Origin of the sequence: Filimonas zeae (assembly GCF_014641615.1) — a bacterium.
GTDB classification, from domain to species: Bacteria; Bacteroidota; Bacteroidia; order Chitinophagales; family Chitinophagaceae; genus Filimonas; species Filimonas zeae.
In genome coordinates this window covers 934,899-953,219 of sequence record NZ_BMIB01000004.1, presented here as the reverse complement: position 1 = coordinate 953,219, position 18,321 = coordinate 934,899, and the positions used below count along the sequence as shown (strand labels likewise).

13 protein-coding genes are annotated in these 18,321 nt (G+C 46.8%); 9 read left to right on the top strand and 4 right to left on the bottom strand.

Features of this window, described 5'->3' with window-relative positions:
• Positions 1 to 3: 3 nt before the first annotated feature.
• From IEY13_RS22400 to IEY13_RS22365, 8 genes are all read left to right on the top strand, one after another.
• Positions 4 to 3,633, top strand: a complete 3,630-nt coding sequence (locus tag IEY13_RS22400) for a PKD domain-containing protein (protein ID WP_188956439.1) — start codon at positions 4 to 6, stop codon at positions 3,631 to 3,633.
• Positions 3,634 to 3,673: 40 nt separating this feature from the next.
• Positions 3,674 to 4,675 carry a PorP/SprF family type IX secretion system membrane protein gene (locus IEY13_RS22395; protein WP_188956437.1) on the top strand — a complete coding sequence of 334 codons (1,002 nt, stop codon included), beginning with the start codon at positions 3,674 to 3,676 and terminating at the stop codon, positions 4,673 to 4,675.
• Positions 4,676 to 4,728: 53 nt separating this feature from the next.
• On the top strand, positions 4,729 to 6,546 hold the full coding sequence (locus IEY13_RS22390) for an OmpA family protein (protein WP_229687963.1): 1,818 nt from the start codon (positions 4,729 to 4,731) through the stop codon (positions 6,544 to 6,546).
• Between the two features lie 49 nt (positions 6,547 to 6,595).
• Positions 6,596 to 7,615 carry a PorP/SprF family type IX secretion system membrane protein gene (locus IEY13_RS22385; RefSeq protein WP_188956435.1) on the top strand — a complete coding sequence of 340 codons (1,020 nt, stop codon included), beginning with the start codon at positions 6,596 to 6,598 and terminating at the stop codon, positions 7,613 to 7,615.
• 202 nt (positions 7,616 to 7,817) lie between these two features.
• Entirely contained in the window at positions 7,818 to 8,744 is a 927-nt protein-coding gene (locus tag IEY13_RS22380; RefSeq protein ID WP_188956433.1) for a PfkB family carbohydrate kinase, read from the top strand.
• 122 nt (positions 8,745 to 8,866) lie between these two features.
• Positions 8,867 to 10,909, top strand: a complete 2,043-nt coding sequence (locus IEY13_RS22375) for a M13 family metallopeptidase (protein ID WP_188956431.1) — start codon at positions 8,867 to 8,869, stop codon at positions 10,907 to 10,909.
• A 290-nt stretch (positions 10,910 to 11,199) separates the two neighbouring features.
• Complete coding sequence (locus IEY13_RS22370) at positions 11,200 to 12,189, top strand: aspartate-semialdehyde dehydrogenase (protein WP_188956429.1); 990 nt, start codon at positions 11,200 to 11,202, stop codon at positions 12,187 to 12,189.
• Between the two features lie 220 nt (positions 12,190 to 12,409).
• Positions 12,410 to 12,754: an MmcQ/YjbR family DNA-binding protein gene (locus tag IEY13_RS22365; RefSeq protein ID WP_188956423.1), complete on the top strand. Its 345-nt coding sequence runs from the start codon at positions 12,410 to 12,412 to the stop codon at positions 12,752 to 12,754.
• An 81-nt stretch (positions 12,755 to 12,835) separates the two neighbouring features.
• Here the strand turns inward: IEY13_RS22365 and IEY13_RS22360 are convergent, their stop codons facing one another.
• From IEY13_RS22360 to IEY13_RS22345, 4 genes are read right to left on the bottom strand one after another with little or no spacing between them, the layout of a single operon-like run.
• Entirely contained in the window at positions 12,836 to 13,504 is a 669-nt protein-coding gene (locus IEY13_RS22360; RefSeq protein WP_188956420.1) for a DUF2461 domain-containing protein, read from the bottom strand.
• Positions 13,505 to 13,526: 22 nt separating this feature from the next.
• Complete coding sequence (gene gldA / locus IEY13_RS22355) at positions 13,527 to 14,444, bottom strand: gliding motility-associated ABC transporter ATP-binding subunit GldA (protein ID WP_188956418.1); 918 nt, start codon at positions 14,442 to 14,444, stop codon at positions 13,527 to 13,529.
• Between the two features lie 16 nt (positions 14,445 to 14,460).
• A complete protein-coding gene (locus IEY13_RS22350) occupies positions 14,461 to 14,676 on the bottom strand; it encodes a DUF6814 family protein (protein ID WP_188956416.1) in 216 nt (71 codons plus the stop codon).
• A gap of 17 nt (positions 14,677 to 14,693) precedes the next feature.
• Positions 14,694 to 16,217: an MFS transporter gene (locus IEY13_RS22345; protein ID WP_188956414.1), complete on the bottom strand. Its 1,524-nt coding sequence runs from the start codon at positions 16,215 to 16,217 to the stop codon at positions 14,694 to 14,696.
• A gap of 119 nt (positions 16,218 to 16,336) precedes the next feature.
• Here IEY13_RS22345 and acs point away from each other — a divergent pair, with 119 nt between their 5' ends.
• The gene (gene acs / locus IEY13_RS22340) at positions 16,337 to 18,301 is read left to right on the top strand and encodes an acetate--CoA ligase (RefSeq protein WP_188956412.1); all 1,965 of its coding nucleotides are present in this window, start codon (positions 16,337 to 16,339) and stop codon (positions 18,299 to 18,301) included.
• Positions 18,302 to 18,321: the final 20 nt, after the last annotated feature.

Below are 18,321 nucleotides of genomic sequence, written 5' to 3'. Positions count from 1 at the left end.
AATATGATAAAGAAGCTGTGTGTATTAGTAATTCTTTTAACAGGGTGCGGACGTAGCGTTGCCCAGAACTTTACCAACCGTGGTAAAGACTTCTGGACAGGCTACGGCCTTCACCTTTTTATGGAACCTCCCCGCCGCGATGTTCCGGCCAGCATAGGATGGGCTAATACCCAGGATATGGTGCTGTATCTGAGCGCGGAGGAAGATGCACAGGTAACAGTTACTGTTAAGGGCAGGTCGGGTGTTGAAAGCAAACCTTACACAGTACGGGCAGGAACGGTAACGGTTACTGATCCTATGCCTAAAGCCGGAGCTTATGATTGCCGGTTGTATGAAGATCCTCCGCCTTTTGGAAACGGGGGAGATGGGTTGTTTAACCGTTCTATTCATATTGAAAGCAGCGTACCTATTGTAGCTTACGCACATATCAGCGGCGCACAATCGTCCGGTGCCACCATGCTTATGCCCTCAGAATCCTGGGGGTATGTGTATAAGGCAGTAAACAGTCAGCAACATGTAAACGGCGAAGCCAAAGGATGTTACTCGTGGATATTTGTTGTGGCAGATCATGATAATACAGTTATCGAAATAACGCCTTCTGTTCCGCTGCGGAACGGAAAGCAGGCGGGGGAAGTAATTACAGCTACGCTGAATAAAGGAGATATTTATCAGATTGTAGGTGCAGAAATTGATGAAAGAAGCGGACAAGATCTTACCGGAACAAAGGTGCGGTCCGTTGCCAACGCTGCGGGCGATTGTTTTCCGGTAGGTGTGTTTTCAGGAAGCAGTATTACTGCCATTACCTGCGATGGCTCCAATAATGGTGCAGGCGACAACCTTATACAGCAGGCGTTTCCCGTGCATGCATGGGGCAAGCGCTATTTAACAGCGCCGTTTTCCAATAGCGAAAATGCGGCTGATCCTAATCCCTCTATTTATCGTGTAGCAGTAGATGATCCGGCTACTGTGGTAAAGAAAAATGGTCAGCAGATGACAGGCCTCACCAAAGGATTCTATTATGAATATCTGAGTTCTGCTGCTGATTATATTGAAGCAGACAAACCCATAATGGTTACGCAATACATGCCGTCCATGGATCAGCGCGGTGCTTACCCTGCCGGTTGCGGTTATAAAGGGCTGGGTGATCCTGAAATGGTATATCTGAGTCCGCTGGAACAAGCTATTGATAACGTAGGTTTTTACCGCAATACGGCTGCCATTGTAGAGGTAAATTATCTGACACTGATTATACCTGCGAAAGGGGTTGAAACGCTTACAATTGATGGCGCGAAAGACTTTAGTCATACCTACCCACACCCCAATCTGCCGGGTTATACCGTGGTAGTAAAACGATGGCCGGCAAGTAAAGCGCAGTGTATTGTTAAAAGCGACTCAGTTTTTACCGCCACCACTTATGGACTGGGAAGGTTTGACAGTTATGCTTACAATGCCGGTACTAAAATCAACAACCTTGGCGGTACGCTGGGTTTGCATAATACCGAAGGGGAGGCTGGCGCAGCACATAGTTTTACCTGCCCCTCTTCGCCGGTAAAGCTGTCGGTGCTGATGGCTTACAAGCCTGAGAAAATGGTATGGTATGTAAGCCAGCTTACACACGCAACACCTAATACAGATGTTACACAGGATAATCCGGTACCTGCAGAAACGGTAGTACTCAACGGCATTACTTACTATCGGTATACTTTACCGGATACCTACACGTTTGATGCTACCGGCAACTTCCGGTTTACGGTAAGCACTACGCACCCGAGCATTGCCAATTGTAACAATACAGAACGTTTACTGCTGGATGTGCCTGTTAAACCCAGACCCAGGGCTGAGTTTACCTATACACATACCGGCTGCGTGGCAGACCCGGTTACATTGAATTGGAAAGACGGTTCTGCCGGTAGTTTTGAAGTAACCAAATGGAACTGGGAGTTTGCTGATAACGGCACTGATGCCGGTAAATCTGTACAGAAACTGTTTACAGCAGAGGGCGCTCATAATGTCAAACTCCGCGTAGTATCTAAAGAAGGTTGCGTAGGCGATACAATTCAGCCTGTGCAGATAAACAAAGGGCCGGTTATTGATCTGGCTATTACACCCGCAGTTATCTGCGAAGGCAATACGGTTACTTTACAAACAACCAGCCCCGCAGGTTCAGAATACACATTAAAGAACTGGTATTGGGATTTTGGCAATGGCAGTACGCGCAATACAACGGTGGGTGAGGTGAATGATCTGGTGTATGCTGCACAGGAAAAACCTTATACTATAAAGGTAATAGCCAAAGTAAGTGAAACCTGTAAAAGCGATACAGTGTTCAAAACTGTTAGCGTCAACAAAGCACCTAAGGCTGTATTTGCTGTAACAGGTGATATATGTGCCGGTGGTGAAGCTACTATTACAGACAGGAGTGAACCGGCAGATGCAGCCATTACCAAATGGAACTGGGAGCTGGGCGATAATACCAACGTGGAATATAATAATGGCAATGCATTTAAACATACTTATGCCACCGCTGGTGTGTTTAAAGTAGTGCATACTGTTACAGATGCAAAAGGTTGTGTAAGTACTGCGGTAACACAGCAGTTAACGGCGCATAGCTTTCCGGTAGCGGATTTTACCTTGCCAACACGTGTTTGTATGCCCGGTGATGCGGTTGTTGTGAATAACAGCACCGGTGAAGGTATGCTTACCTACAAGTGGCTGATGGGCGATAACAGCGGAACACTAACTACCAAAGATGCCAGCCATGCCTACGCTACAGCGGGTAATTATACCATTCAGCTAACTACCAGCAGTGCGTATAACTGCTCCGCTACTGTTACTAAAATACTGCCTGTTACTGCTTTTGGCAGCAAGCCGGTTGCGGCATTTTCCATAGCGCCGGAAGAGGTATGTCAGGGCACAGAGCAGCGCTTTACCGATGCCAGTACCGCCACTTCCGGTACCAGCATTAACAGCTGGAAATGGGATTTTGCAGATGGCGGCACTTCTGCACAACGCAATGCTGTATGGAAGTATGGTAGCGCCGGAACACGCGAGGTTAAGCTGGTGGTTACAGATGCGGCCGGTTGCGCATCGGATACCGCCCGGCATACTGCCAAAGTAAATGTGCAACCGGTAATAACCACTGGTGGGCGTATTGTGGTGCAAAAGAACAAAGAGGTAACATTGCCTGCAACCGCTAATACTACTACAGGGGTAAGCTTTGCATGGACGCCTGCCACTGAGCTTACCGGTGCCAATACATTGCATCCGGTATACATTGCCACGCGCGACCAATTATTTACGCTAAAGGCTACCAGTAACGAGGGCAACTGTACGGCTTCAGCTGTGCTGGAAGTAAAAGTGCTGGTAAAGATTACACCGCCCAATGTGTTTACGCCTAATGGGGATGGTATTAACGATACCTGGGTAATTGAAGGCCTGAGTGATTATGCAGGCTGCACGGTGCAGGTGTTTAACCGTTACGGGCAGAAGGTGTACAGTACACAGGGGTACAGCAAAAACTGGAATGGAACTATGAATGGCAAGGTGGTGCCTTCCGGAACTTACTATTATATTATAACCGACAATACCAGCGACTGGCAGCGTTTAACAGGGTCAGTTACTATCATCCGGTAGGCATGCTTACCGGAGTTATCAAAACATAAAGCTTATAGAAATGAAAACAGGAATCAGGATTGTATCACTCTTTGCGGCGGCCTGCTTTTTGGCTGCAAAAGCTTATTCACAGGTTGATCCGCATTTTACCCAGTATTACGTGCACCCCGCTTGGCTAAACCCGGCGCTTACAGGGATGTTTGATGGGGAGTACAGGGCCAGTGCCATTTACCGCAACCAGTGGAGCAGCGTTTCCAGTCCTTTTTCCACTATTGGTGCTTCGGTAGAAGTGCCTACTGAAAAGAATCTGAATGTAGGGGTAAGCCTGATTAACCAGCGTGCAGGTGATGGTGGCTATACTTATACCACCGCTTATGGCAACGTAGCGTACACCGGGCTGCGTTTTGGCCGTGGCGATTTTCAGCGTATTGCCATAGGGTTGCAGGCGGGTATGATACAGCGCAGATTTAACCCTTCCAAACTGGTATTTGACGATCAGTGGAACCCGGTTACCGGCGGCCTGAAGCCTACGCAGGAAGTAATTAACAACCCTTCTGCTACTGCATTTGATGCGGGTGCAGGTATTTTATATCATGATGCGGCACCGGGCAAAAGAGCCAATGTGTTTGCAGGTTTTTCTGCCAGCCATATTAACCAGCCCGAAAACCGGTTTGGTTCGGTTACCAATGAAAAAATGAGTGTGCGTTATACGCTGCATGGTGGTGTAAGACTGGCTATGTCTGAAACCGTAAGCATTACACCGCATGTATTATATCTGCGTCAGAACAATGCAGAGGAGAAGATGCTGGGTGCCTATGCGCAGTTACGTGCGGCCGCTACTACTGATCTGCTGCTGGGGGCTAACTACCGCCTGAAAGATGCGTTTGCCATTCAGGCAGGTTTTAGTTACAATAGTCTGGTGTTCAGCGCCAGCTATGATATTAACACGTCTGATCTGGGCCGTATGACGCGTGGCGCCAACAGCTTTGAAATAGGCCTCACCTTTACCGGCATTAAGAAAGCCAAAACCCCGGAAGTAGAGTTTGTGTGTCCGAGACTGTAGTAACCGGCTGTATATTCCTGTTCCACATTCTTTATTTATCATTTACTATTACCATGAAACTGATCGCATATAAGAAAAGGTTAATTACCATTGCAGTAGCCGGTGGGCTGATGCTGCTGGTATCTTCTGTTCAGGCGCAGCTGAGTCACGACTACCTGCGTGCTGCCGACAATTACTTCCGCAAGGCAGATTATTCTTCTGCTTCTGTGTATTATGAAAAATTCCTGCAAGGCAATGGCAAGGCGCAGACTGGCCAGGACCCTTATGCCCTGCAAGCCACTAAAAAGGCAGGTGCAGCAGCCGGTAATAAACAGCAGGCTGTTTATCAGCTGGCAGAGAGCTATCGCCTGTTAACCAATTACGAAAAAGCGGCTCCGCTGTATCAGCAGATTACAGAGGGGCAGGCTACGCAATATCCACTGGCAGCTTATCATTATGCTACTGTGTTACGTGCCCTGGGTAAGTATGAAGAGGCAGAAAAAGCGCTGAATCAATTTGTAAGCACCTATAGGGAAAAAGATAATTATAGTGCTACCGCACAGCGTGAGTTACTGAACCTGCGTTTTATACAGCAGCAGTTGCAAAAGAGCGATGCAGCCCAATATACCATTACCCGAATAAGTGAAGGAAAAGAAGGTGCAAGTTATGCGCCTGTGGTAACGCCTGATAATACACTGCTGTTTACGGCTACATGGGCAGAAAGTGGTAAAGGCCATACGAACCATATTTTCAGCGCCAGCTATGCGAATGGGGCCCTGAGTAATGTAGACAAAGCTGCGTTGCCTGCTACAGAACTGCATGAGGGTACGGCCAGTGTAAGTGCAGACGGCACTACTTTATACCTTACCCGCTGGCAGGTGAAGAACGGTAAAAAAGCTGCTGCTATTTATAGCAGTAAAAAAGCAACGGACGGTAAATGGCAGGCTCCGGTTGCGTTAGGCGCGGTGGTAAATACCCCTGGCGCTAATACGCAGCAACCTTTTATTATGCCCGGTGGCAAACAGCTGTTGTTTGTGAGTGATAAGCAAGGCGGCCTGGGTGGGTATGATATATGGGTGGCTGAGTTGAATGCAGCGGGTGAGCCAGTTAGTGCTGCCAACCTGGGTGCTACCGTAAATACGCCTTTTAACGAGCAGGCACCTTATTTTCATGCACCTTCCTCTACACTGGTTTTTGCTTCTGATGGCCGTGTGGGTATGGGCGGTTATGATCTGTTTTACAGCAAGGGTACGCCCGGAAGCTGGGCAGAAGCGGAGAACTTTGGTTATCCGGTAAATTCTGTGAAAGACGATATGTATTTTACCAGCCTGGGCAAAAGTGATAATATACTGGAGCAGGTGGTGTTCAGCTCTGACCGTTCAGCTGTATGTTGCCTGGAACTGATGCAGCTGCAAAAGCCAACGCCGGTAGCCGTAATTCCTCCGGTAGTGGACTCTACCCCTGTGGTAAAAGCTGAGCCGGTGAAGCCTGTTGAAAAAGAGCCTGTTACTGCTGCACCTGTAGAGGAAGTGGTGGTACTGGAGAATGTATTTTATGAAATAAACAAGGCTACTATTACGCCGCCATCTTACCCTTCGCTGGATAAAATAGCAGCCAGGCTGAAAAGTGAGCCGGAAACTACTGCAGAAATAAGTGGTCACACCGATGATACGGGGTCTGAGGAGTGGAACCAGCAACTGTCTGAACAACGTGCTGCCAAAGTGGTTGCCTATCTGGTGAGCAAAGGGGTGCCGAAGGAGCGTTTGACTTCCAAAGGATTTGGTGCCAGCAAACCGGTTGCGGCTAATAAAAATGAGGATGGAACCGATAATCCCGAAGGTCGCCGTAAGAACAGACGTACCGAAATGCGGATTATGGGTGTGAAACCATAAAGTAAAAAAATTGTCCATGTGATAACTCGTCAGTAAATTGTGGGTGCTTATGAGGAAAAAACTTGCTTTAGGGGTGGGTACAGTAATGATGTGTCTTATGGCACAGGCTCAACAGAAGCCACATTACACCCAATATGTGATGAACCAGTACATACTAAATCCGGCTTTAACGGGTATTGAGAATTACACAGACGTAAAACTGAGTCACCGCCGGCAGTGGTCGGGCCTGCGCGATGCGCCGGTAACTACCTATTTTACTATTCACGGAGCGTTGAATAAGAAGGATTACCGTACTACGGCTACTTCATTTCAGGTAGATGGTACCAATCCGCGCGGTAACGACTACTGGCAGGATTACACGGCTGCTGAACCGCATCACGGTATTGGTATGCAGGTAATTAATGACCAGACGGGGCCATTGCGCAATTTCTCTGCTTATGCTACGTATGCCTACCACATGGGTATAGGTGCCAGAACCAGCCTGTCTTTCGGTGCAGGTGCGGGGCTGTTTAATGTTAGCCTGGATGCCAATAAGCTGAACTTCGGCAACACGCAGGTGGATCCGGCTGTGTATAACAATGGCACGGTGAATGTAATCAGGCCCGATTTCATGGCTGGTTTATATCTGTATGGCCCGGACTATTTTCTGGGTGCTTCTGTGCAGCAGCTGATGGGGCAGAGTGTGTATTTTTCCGGAGCGAGAATAGCAGACGGTAATAAACTTACACCGCACATATTTGCTACAGCGGGCTACCGTTTTCTGCTGAGTGATGATCTGAACCTGATACCCTCGGTAATGGCCAAGTTTGTAGATCCGCTGCCTGTTCAGTTTGATATTAATGCCAAGCTGCAGTATCAGGACTTTCTGTGGGGAGGTATAGGTTACCGCAAAGACGACGGCTGGAACGCCATGGCAGGTGTAAACATCAGCAGAACATTTAATATCAGTTATTCTTACGACTATACAACCTCTGCGCTGAATACTGTCAGCAACGGCTCGCACGAGATTGTGCTGGGTGTGTTGCTGGGCAATAAGTATGGCGATTGGTGCCCCAGGAACATTTGGTAATAAGAGTACAAACGAACCTATTCAACCTGGAGCTTTTAGAAACGACTTGTAATGTTTTAGTTTTTTCTCATGTGTATCCTGGCCTGTATCTACAGGCCGGATGTACAGAGAAAAGCCCGCAACCGCAAAAGAATACCCAAATACGCCTGTATTTGCCTGAAATATAATAGGTTTGCCCCCGGTAAAAAACCGAAATCATTATATGTCATTAATAGTAGTGGGCACTATGGCGTTCGACGATATTGAAACGCCTTTTGGAAAATCAGACAGAATTATTGGAGGATCAGCTACTTACGTAGCCTATGCAGCCAGCAACTTTATTCAGCCGATACAGCAGGTTTCTATTGTAGGAAACGATTTTCCTGCTGAAGAAATGGACTCGCTGAAAAAGCGTGGTGTACAGCTGGAAGGTGTGGAAGTGGTGCCTGATAAAAAGTCTTTCTTCTGGAGCGGCCGCTACCATATGGATATGAACACCCGTGATACACTGGTGACTGATTTGAATGTACTGGCAGACTTTAACCCCGTTATTCCGGAAAGTTATCAGCAGGCGGAGTTTCTGATGCTGGGTAACCTGATGCCTAAGCTGCAGAAAGCGGTAATAGAGCAGATGAAGAAGCGTCCGAAGCTGATTGTACTGGATACCATGAACTTTTGGATGGAGACCGCTATGGACGACCTGAAAGAGGTGTTAACTATGGTGGACGTATTACTGATAAACGATAGTGAAGCCCGTCAGCTGAGCAATGAATTTTCTCTGGTAAAAGCAGCTAACAAAATACTGGCTATGGGCCCACGTTACCTGATTATTAAAAAGGGTGAGCATGGTGCGTTACTGTTCCATGAGAACAGCGTGTTCTTTGCGCCTGCCCTGCCTTTAGAAGAGGTGTTTGACCCAACCGGTGCCGGTGATACTTTTGCAGGTGGTTTTATTGGCCATATTGCAAAAACCAAAGACGTTTCTTTTGAGAACATGAAGACTGCTATTATTGTAGGTAGTGCTATGGCCAGCTTTTGTGTAGAGAAGTTTGGTGCACAACGTTTGAAAGAAATAAGCAAGGAAGATATTGAAGCAAGACTGGATGCGTTTGTGCAACTGGTGAACTTTGATATTGACCTGGTAGCATAAAAAATAGTTATATCTATTAGGGAAAACCAGGTGTTTCTACCTATATATGATAACGTTTATCAAATAAAACTTCCTGCAACAGGAAGTTTTTTTATTTTTCCGGATAGTCAAAAAAACAAGTAATGAGAAAGCACGTGTATGTGATGTCCGCTGCCAGTGTTCTGTTGGCTTTGCTAACAGGATGTGGCAACAGCGAACAAAAAGCCACAATGGAAAGAGCTCAGTTTTTAGAGGTTGCCAATGTTGATTCTTCTGTGAAGCCGGGAGACAACTTTTTCTTATATGTAAACGGTAAGTGGATTAAATCTGCCGTGATTCCTGCTACGGAAAGTAGTGTAGGTTCTTTCAAAGATCTGGACATCAGAACCCGTGGGCATTTGAAAGAGATACTGGAAGATGCTGCTAAAAACGGACAGGCTAAAGGTGGTATAGAACAGCTGGTAGGTGATTTTTATGCTGCCGGTATGGACTCTGCTACTGTAGAATCCAGAGGATATGAGCCGGTAAGGCCGTTGCTGAAAAAAATAGAGGGGCTTACAGATGCTGCTTCTGTAATTGCGTTTGAGGCTGGTTCTGAAAAAGATGGTCATGGTTCATTTCTGCCTGCATTTATAGGGCCGGATGAGAAGAACAGTAGTATGAACACCGCTTTGTTTGTGCAGGGGGGATTGGGCTTGCCTGACAGAGACTATTACTTCAGCAAAGATTCTGCTACATTAAAGCTGGTTGCTGCGTATCAGAAAATGCTTACCACCCTGTTTACATTAACAGGCGGAGATTCTGTGGTGGCTGCTAAAAATGCAACTGTAGTATATAACCTGGAAAAACAACTGGCGGGTGCGCACCGTACCAATGTAGAGCTGCGTAACCCTCAGTTAAACTATAACCGGTTTGCGGTAGCCACGCTGGAAGAGAAGCAACCCAATATTGGCTGGAAATCTTATTTAAAAGCGATTGGTATTACAGCAGATTCTGTAAACGTAGGGCAGCCTGGTTACTATACAAAGCTGAACGAAATGCTGAAGACAGTTCCGGTAAGCGAGTGGAAATTATATCTTACCGCACATCTGTTACAGAACACAGCTAATGAGTTAAGCAGTGCTTTTGTGAACGCTGCTTTTGCGTATAGCAGTGAACTTACCGGCGCTAAGAAACTGAAGCCACGCTGGGAGCGTATTTATATGGCTGCTGATGGTAGCCTGGGCGAGGCGCTGGGACAGTTATATGTAAATAAATACTTTACAGAAGATGCGAAGAAGCGCATGCTGGAACTGGTGAATAACCTGGAGAAGAGCTTTGACAACCGCATTACGCATCTGGACTGGATGAGCGACAGCACCAAACAGGTTGCCAAAGAAAAGCTGCATACCTTTTTAAAGAAAATTGGTTTTCCTGACAAGTGGAAAGACTATAGTAGTGTGAAAGTTGCGCGTAATACTTACTTTGAGAACGTGGAAGCGGCTGCACGTAATGAGCATGCGTTTCAGGTAGCACAGGTAGGCAAGCCGGTTGATAAAACCCTTTGGCAGATGACTCCGCCTACTATTAATGCTTACTATAACCCAACTATCAATGAGATAGTATTTCCGGCTGGTATTTTGCAGTTCCCCTTCTTTGACCCCAATGCCGATGACGCTATCAACTATGGCGGTATAGGTATGGTGATTGGTCATGAAATGACGCATGGTTTTGACGACCAGGGATCACAGTATGACAAAGAAGGCAACATGAAGGACTGGTGGAATAAAACTGATAAAGAGAAGTTTCAGACAAAGGTAAATCAGGTAATAAGCCTGTATGATGGCTTTACTGTACTGGATTCTGTACATGTAAAAGGTGCCCTTACGGTAGGTGAGAACATGGCAGACATTGGCGGTATTGCTATTGCTTACGATGCCTTTAAAATGACAAAGCAGGGGCAGGATACTACGCGTATTGATGGCTTTACGCCAGATCAGCGTTTCTTTATGTCTTTTGCACAGGTATGGCGTAGTAAGTATAAAGATGCAAGTGTGCGTAAAAACATTAATACCGACCCGCATTCGCCTGCTATGTGGCGTGTGTTAGGGCCGTTGATGAACTTTACTCCTTTTTATAAAGCCTTTGATGTGAAGGAAGGAGATAAAATGTATAAGCCTGAAAGCGAGCGGATTACTATCTGGTAAGCCCGGTTGGGTTTAATGGCTATGCGGCGTCTGTTGTGAATTTTTTGTTTTCCGGTGTAGGAATTAAAATATTTCATTACATTCGCTTCGCAAATGATGCAAGTAGTGAAACATATTAAACGCAGCAAGAAACAGTTTTCCTCCGGGGAAGGTGCCTGACGTTTTGTATGGATCATCAACATAACTAAACAGCCTTCTCCGCACGGGGAAGGCTGTTTTTTTTGTATCAATACTAATCACCATTATTAAACCACAAAAGGCCTTCGTAAGCGGAGGTTCAGGAGGGTATCATGAAAGTAGCTGTAGTAGGCGCCACAGGACTGGTAGGCACCAAAATGTTGCAGGTTTTAGCAGAACGTAATTTTCCGGTAACTGAAATTGTACCGGTAGCATCAGAAAGATCTGTTGGTAAAGAGGTTGAGTTCAAAGGCGTGAAGTACAAAATAGTAAGCATGGCCGATGGCATTGCCGCTAAACCTGCGGTAGCTATTTTTTCTGCCGGTGGCAGCACGTCTCTGGAGTGGGCGCCTAAGTTTGCTGAGGCAGGCATTACGGTTATTGACAACTCCTCTGCCTGGCGTATGGACCCTACCAAAAAACTGGTAGTACCCGAGATTAATGCCGATGCGTTAACCGCAGAAGATAAGATTATTGCTAACCCCAACTGCAGCACTATTCAAATGGTGGTGGCCCTTAACCCGCTGCACCAGAAATACAATATCAAACGCGTAGTGGTAAGTACTTACCAGAGTGTTACCGGTACCGGTAAAAAAGCGGTAGATCAGCTGTTTAACGAGCGCAAAGGCGCTGAAGGCGAAATGGCTTACAAATATCAGATTGACCTGAACGTAATTCCTCAGATTGATGTATTCCTGGATAATGGTTATACCAAAGAGGAAATGAAAATGGTGAAAGAGACGAATAAGATTATGCGTGACGACTCTATCCGTGTTACTGCTACTACTGTACGTATTCCGGTAGTGGGTGGCCACAGCGAGAGTGTGAACGTAGAGTTTTCTAAAGACTTTGATCTGGAAGAAGTAAAAGAAATTTTACGCAATGCACCAGGTGTGGTGTTACAGGATGATACTGCCAGCCAGACCTATCCTATGCCACTGTGGGCGCACGAAAAAGATGAAGTGTTTGTAGGCCGTCTGCGTCGTGATGAGTCTCAGCCTAATACATTGAACATGTGGATTGTGAGCGATAACCTGCGTAAAGGTGCTGCTACCAACGCGGTTCAGATTGCTGAGTACCTTCAGGGTAAAGGCCTGCTGTAATAACAATAGTATAGGAGTTCATAATAACAGGTTTGTGGTCCATAGCCAGAGAGGGTGCTATGATATGGTGAGGAGTATTAACAGATACAAGAGATAGTCTTCGGTTGCCAGCTATTTACTATCCGTGTTTTTGAAAGTGGTGCATGATACTCTCTGCTATGGACTTCCGGCCGGTTATATGAACTCTTTTATTTACTTTACCGGCCTAAAGACCTTGTATATGGATATTGAACAGTTACGCGACTATTGCCTGAAACTGAAAAATGTAACAGAAGAGTTTCCTTTTGGAGATGAAACGCTGGTGTTTAAGGTAAAGGGTAAGATATTCCTGTTGTGTGGCATGGACAATGACCCGTTACAGTTTAATGTAAAGTGCGACCCTGACCGTGCGGAAGAGCTGCGGGAACAGTACCCTGCTGTTATACCGGGTTATCATATGAATAAGAAACACTGGAATACAGTGATTGTAGATGGCAGCCTCTCCAATGCCATGCTCCGTGAGTTAATAGATCATTCTTATGCGCTTGTATATAAGAGCTTACCAAAGAAGTTAAGGGAAGAGTAACTATAAAAACATTGCCCTCCGGTTGGAAGGCAATAAAACGTAGTTGGTATGTTGTACCAGGCAAACTGGCTCGTACCATTATTACTCAATAGATCTGTTAATAAAGTACACCAGTGGCTGCAGCACCTCAAAAGCTTCCAGTATTCTTTTCTCAAAGCCTTTGCTGGTTATCTCTTCATCTGCAATAGTAGAAGTAGCAATAAAGCTTTTGTATTTCAGGTATTCTATAGCCGGGTTGGTGTCGTCGTAGCCTTTTGGCGGGCGGCTCAACTTCAGATCAGAAGAGTTGTCCAGTCCGTTGTAAATCTTCACAAACTTTTTATTGCTTACAATGCCGGTAAATTCTTCCAGGCAGTAGTCTATTTCCTGCCTTACTTTTTTCAGGTTATCCGCTTCGGGCATCCACAGTCCGCCACCCACAAAGCTTTTGCCTCCGGGCTCAATATGCAGGTAGTAGCCTGCATAAGGGCTTTTTTTGCCTTCGCGCTGCAGGCTGGCGCCGAAGTTGGTTTTATAGGGAGACTTGTCTTTGCTGAAGCGTACGTCTCTGTTAATACGAAACAGACAGCTCTTTGCAGTAAGTTCTGCCAGCGTAAGGTCTTTAGCGCTGTGTTTTAATATCAACTCATGAATCAGCGCGGCAAAGTCTGCTTTGGCTGCATCATACTCTTTCCGGTGTCCATCAAACCATTCTTTCACATTGTTCTTTTTCAGTCCTTTTAAAAACTGAAGGGTGCTTGCCTGTAACATGATGCTATGCTTATGTGTGTTATTAGGATTTTGCGGTGGTGTTATCGGTAAGGCTGCGGAACAGTTCTTCCAGGTTGCCACCTTCGTTTTGCAGCTGAACTATGTTCAGGTTGTGCTGCAGGGCCAGTTCCATCAGCTGCTTGCGGGCAGCGGTGGTATCGGCAGTATGCAACTGCCAGCTATGGGTGTTGATTTTATTTACTGACTGAATAGCGGGCAGCCTTTTAAGCCACTCATCTTCCAGTGCCTCTTCAAACTGTACGCGGATGGAGTTGTTCTGCCCTTTCTGTAACTCGTTCAGCGGGCTGTCTGCCACAAGCTGGCCGCGGTTGATAATTACCACGCGACTACAGATGGTCTGTACTTCCTGCAGAATGTGTGAGGAAAAGAGAATGGTTTTGTTAAGGCCCTGTTCTTTAATTACGTTTCTGATTTCAACAATCTGATTAGGGTCGAGGCCGCTGGTAGGTTCATCCAGAATCAGCACTTCGGGGTCGTGTACCAGGGCGGCGGCCAGTCCTACCCGTTGTTTGTAGCCTTTACTCAGCTGGCCTATCTTCTTTTTGCATTCCAGGGTAAGGCCGGTAAGGCTTATTACCTCTTCTATTCTTTTTTTTGCCTGGTCCACGCGGTGTATACCGGCTACAAAGCTCAGGTATTCCCTCACATACATATCGGTATACAGCGCGTTAGACTCCGGCAGATAGCCTATTTTTCTTTTTATTTCAATAGGGTTGTCCTTTACTGACAGGCCGCTTACCATAACCCTTCCACTATCGGGTTGCAGGTAGCCTGTAATCATTTTCATGGTAGTGCTTTTGCCCGCACCGTTGGGGCCCAGAAAGCCTACTATTTCACCTTTTTGCAGGGTAAAGGAGATATTGTTTACCGCCTTTTGTTCACCATATAATCTGGTCAGTTGCGAAACCTCTATTGACATAAGCCAAAGATAGGCATCAACTATCATATTCGCCTCTGAGGGCGTAGTAGCCAAATATCATTAACCCTATGGCAATGGGCGTAAATATGGTAATAATAATAACCCAGGGCAGGTATACATCCTGTACCGGGTTGGCGGTAATACGTGCCCACGCTTCGTATATCAGCAGCGCAATAGCTGCCGGCCCTGCCAGCAGCCAGAAAATACCCAGAATGCGTTTGATTGTGTTCATATAGCAAGAATTAGTGGTTATGAATGTTTAGGTTGGCGGGTGCTTACATACAACAAACCTATTACAAAGCACAGGGCAGCCACACCAATGGGGTACCAGAGCCCTGCCAGTATATCGCCCTGCGGCGCGGCCGGTGTTTTGGAGTATTCGTATAAGAGCACGCCAATAAAAGGTACCAGCCCGCCAAACACGCCGTTGCCAATATGGTAGGGCAGGCTCATACTGGTGTAGCGGATATGGGTGGGAAACAGCTCAACCAGAAAAGCGGCTATAGGCCCGTATACCATGGTAACAAATAATACCAGTAAAAACATAAGCCCTACCACTTTAGGTGCATAGGACGAGGACAGTGTAACAGACTTTGCTGTTTTGGCTATGCCTGCCTGCTCTGCCCCGTTTTTAACCGTAAAGGTTTGTGTTACGGTTTCTGCATATTTACTGCTGTCGGTATAGGTATGCAGGGTGGTGCTATGCACCGTTCTTTCACCGGCATCGCCCATGGTTTCAGTTTTGGAATAGGAAAGCAGGGCGGTTACTTCTGTTTTTTTAGAAAGGTCGGCATAACTGTAAAACTGTGAGAAGATAGCGCGGTAGCTTACAATGGCTATCAGCATACCCGCCAGCATAATAGTCTTACGGCCAATTTTATCGCTCAGGGCGCCGAACACTACAAAGAAGGGCGTACCCAGCAGCAGGGCAATGCCTATCCAGGTATTTACCTGTGTGGCATCTATTGCGCAGGTGTTGAGTAAAAAGGTTTGTGCATAAAACTGCCCGGTATACCATACCACGCCCTGCCCCATGGTAGCACCAAACAATGCCAGTAACACCATTTTCAGATTGGCCTTGTGGCCAAAGCTTTCTTTGAGGGGATTTTTAGATACTTTGCCTTCTGCCTTCAGCTGTGTAAAAAGGGGCGATTCGTGCATTTTTAACCGGATAACCACTGAAACACCTACCAGTACTATACTCAGCAGAAAGGGGATACGCCAGCCCCAATCGTTAAAAGCGTCTTTACCCAGCATGGTCTGGCAGCAGAGAATTACCGCCAGCGATACAAACAGGCCCAATGTAGCAGTGGTTTGTATCCAGCTGGTAAAGTAGCCGCGCCGGTTTTCGGGGGCATGTTCTGCCACATAGGTTGCGGCACCGCCATACTCGCCACCCAGGGCCAGACCCTGTAACAGACGTAATAGTAATATAACAATAGGGGCTGCCTTAAAGGTTTCGTAACCAGGTATTAAACCTATACAAAAGGTACTGCCGCCCATAATAACCAGGGTAACCAGAAAGGTGTACTTACGGCCCAGCAGATCGCCCAGCCGCCCGAATACCAACGCCCCAAACGGCCTTACTATAAAGCCTGCTGCAAAGGTTGCCAGCGTACTAAGGAAGGCGGCGGTAGGGTTGGCACTGGGAAAAAACTTGTCTGAAATAGTTTTGGAAAGGCTGCCGAAGATGTAGAAGTCGTACCACTCAATTAAGGTACCTAACGACGATGCCCCAATAACACTGTAAAGGGTTTGATTGCTTTTTTTCATATTGATTACTGGCAAGAGTTTGAGCAGGAAGATAAAGAAAATATGACAGTTTTAAGACAGGGAGGGCTGTGTGAATAGTCAGATGCTGTAAATTTAAGCTTTACAAAAGATAGATAGCTATGTCATATCCTTATCAGATCCGGTCAATGGCGGAATACGAAGATGCGTATGCGCAGAGTGTACAGAACCCCGAGAATTTCTGGGCCGATATTGCCAGCCACTTCTACTGGCGCCGCCGGTGGAACAAAGTACTGGAATGGAATTTTAAAGATCCTGATGTAAAATGGTTTACAGGAGCCAAACTGAATATTACCGAAAACTGTATAGACCGTCACCTGGAAAAGCTGGGTAACCGCCCTGCTATTATCTGGGAGCCAAACGACCCGGAAGAGCATCACCGTATTATTACTTATAAAGACCTGCACGAGAAAGTAAACCAGGTGGCCAACGTACTGCGCAACAATGGCGTGAAGAAGGGCGACCGGGTGTGTATTTATATGGGCATGATTCCCGAGCTGGCTATTTCGGTACTGGCCTGTGCCCGCATAGGCGCTATACACTCTGTTATCTTTGGTGGCTTCTCTGCCCGCAGTATTGCCGACCGTTTACAGGATGCACAGGCAGAATATATTATTACCAGCGATGGCGCGTTCCGCGGCCAGAAGGATATTCCGCTGAAGAGCGTGATTGATGATGCACTGGTAGCCTGTCCTTTTGTGAAGAAGGTAATTGTATGTACCCGCACCCGCACTCCCGTATCTATGATTAAAGGCCGTGATGTGTGGTGGGAAGACGAGATTAAGAAAATAGAAACCCTGGGTATGACAGATTGCCCGGCGGAAGAAATGGATGCAGAAGACCCGCTGTTTATATTATATACCTCCGGCAGTACCGGCAAGCCTAAAGGCGTGGTACATTCCTGCGCAGGTTATATGATTTATACCAACTACAGTTTTGTAAACGTGTTTCAGTACAAGCCGGGAGATATTTTCTTTTGTACGGCAGATATTGGGTGGATTACCGGACATAGTTATATTGTATATGGCCCGTTAAGTGCAGGTGGCACCACGCTGATGTTTGAAGGCGTGCCTACCTGGCCCGATGCAGGCAGACTGTGGGATATTGTGGACAAGTATCGTGTAAACACGCTGTATACCGCGCCTACCGCTGTAAGAAGCCTGATGGCATACGGACTGGGGCCTTTGCAGAACAAAAGCCTGGCTTCGCTGAAAGTAATTGGTTCCGTTGGGGAGCCTATTAATGAAGAAGCATGGCACTGGCTGGATGAGCATGTGGGTAAGAGTAAATGCCCGATAGTAGATACCTGGTGGCAAACGGAAACTGGTGGTATTCTCATTTCCAACCTGGCGGGTATCACCCCTTCCAAACCTTCTTACGCCACACTGCCTTTACCTGGTGTGCAGGCCATACTGGTAGATGAGCAGGGTAATCCGGTACCGGGTAGCGACAGTGCTGCTGACGGCGTATATAAAGCCAACCCCGAAGGCGCAGGACTGGAGAGCAATGGTAACCTTTGTATCAAATTCCCATGGCCGTCTATTATACGCACTACCTACGGCGATCATGAACGTTGCCGTACCACCTACTTTGCTACCTACGAAAACCAATATTTTACCGGCGATGGTGCCCTGCGCGATGCCAATGGCAACTACCGCATTACCGGCCGTGTAGATGATGTGCTGAACGTGAGCGGCCACCGCATAGGCACTGCCGAAGTGGAGAATGCCATTAACATGCATACGGATGTGGTAGAGAGTGCTGTGGTAGGCTTTCCACATGAAATTAAAGGACAGGGCATTTACGCTTATATTGTATACAGCGGCCGCAACCCCGATCAGGTATTAACCCGCAAAGATATTATAGCCACGGTAAGCCGTATCATAGGCCCTATTGCCAAGCCGGATAAGATTCAGTTTGTAAGTTCATTGCCTAAAACCCGCAGCGGTAAAATTATGCGCCGTATTCTGCGTAAGATTGCTGAGGGGGAAATGGATAACCTGGGCGATACTACTACACTGCTGGACCCGAATGTGGTGGAAGAAATCAAGCACGGTAAGCTATAGGCTTACCGGTGTAAAAATGG

Bases quoted from the DNA above. Each gene is read 5' to 3' on its own strand.
- IEY13_RS22400 (WP_188956439.1), top strand. From the start codon at position 4: ATGATAAAGAAGCTGTGTGTATTAGTAATTCTTTTAACAGGGTGCGGA.
- IEY13_RS22395 (WP_188956437.1), top strand. From the start codon at position 3,674: ATGAAAACAGGAATCAGGATTGTATCACTCTTTGCGGCGGCCTGCTTT.
- IEY13_RS22390 (WP_229687963.1), top strand. From the start codon at position 4,729: ATGAAACTGATCGCATATAAGAAAAGGTTAATTACCATTGCAGTAGCC.
- IEY13_RS22385 (WP_188956435.1), top strand. From the start codon at position 6,596: ATGAGGAAAAAACTTGCTTTAGGGGTGGGTACAGTAATGATGTGTCTT.
- IEY13_RS22380 (WP_188956433.1), top strand. From the start codon at position 7,818: ATGTCATTAATAGTAGTGGGCACTATGGCGTTCGACGATATTGAAACG.
- IEY13_RS22375 (WP_188956431.1), top strand. From the start codon at position 8,867: ATGAGAAAGCACGTGTATGTGATGTCCGCTGCCAGTGTTCTGTTGGCT.
- IEY13_RS22370 (WP_188956429.1), top strand. From the start codon at position 11,200: ATGAAAGTAGCTGTAGTAGGCGCCACAGGACTGGTAGGCACCAAAATG.
- IEY13_RS22365 (WP_188956423.1), top strand. From the start codon at position 12,410: ATGGATATTGAACAGTTACGCGACTATTGCCTGAAACTGAAAAATGTA.
- IEY13_RS22360 (WP_188956420.1), bottom strand. From the start codon at position 13,504: ATGTTACAGGCAAGCACCCTTCAGTTTTTAAAAGGACTGAAAAAGAAC.
- gldA (WP_188956418.1), bottom strand. From the start codon at position 14,444: ATGTCAATAGAGGTTTCGCAACTGACCAGATTATATGGTGAACAAAAG.
- IEY13_RS22350 (WP_188956416.1), bottom strand. From the start codon at position 14,676: ATGAACACAATCAAACGCATTCTGGGTATTTTCTGGCTGCTGGCAGGG.
- IEY13_RS22345 (WP_188956414.1), bottom strand. From the start codon at position 16,217: ATGAAAAAAAGCAATCAAACCCTTTACAGTGTTATTGGGGCATCGTCG.
- acs (WP_188956412.1), top strand. From the start codon at position 16,337: ATGTCATATCCTTATCAGATCCGGTCAATGGCGGAATACGAAGATGCG.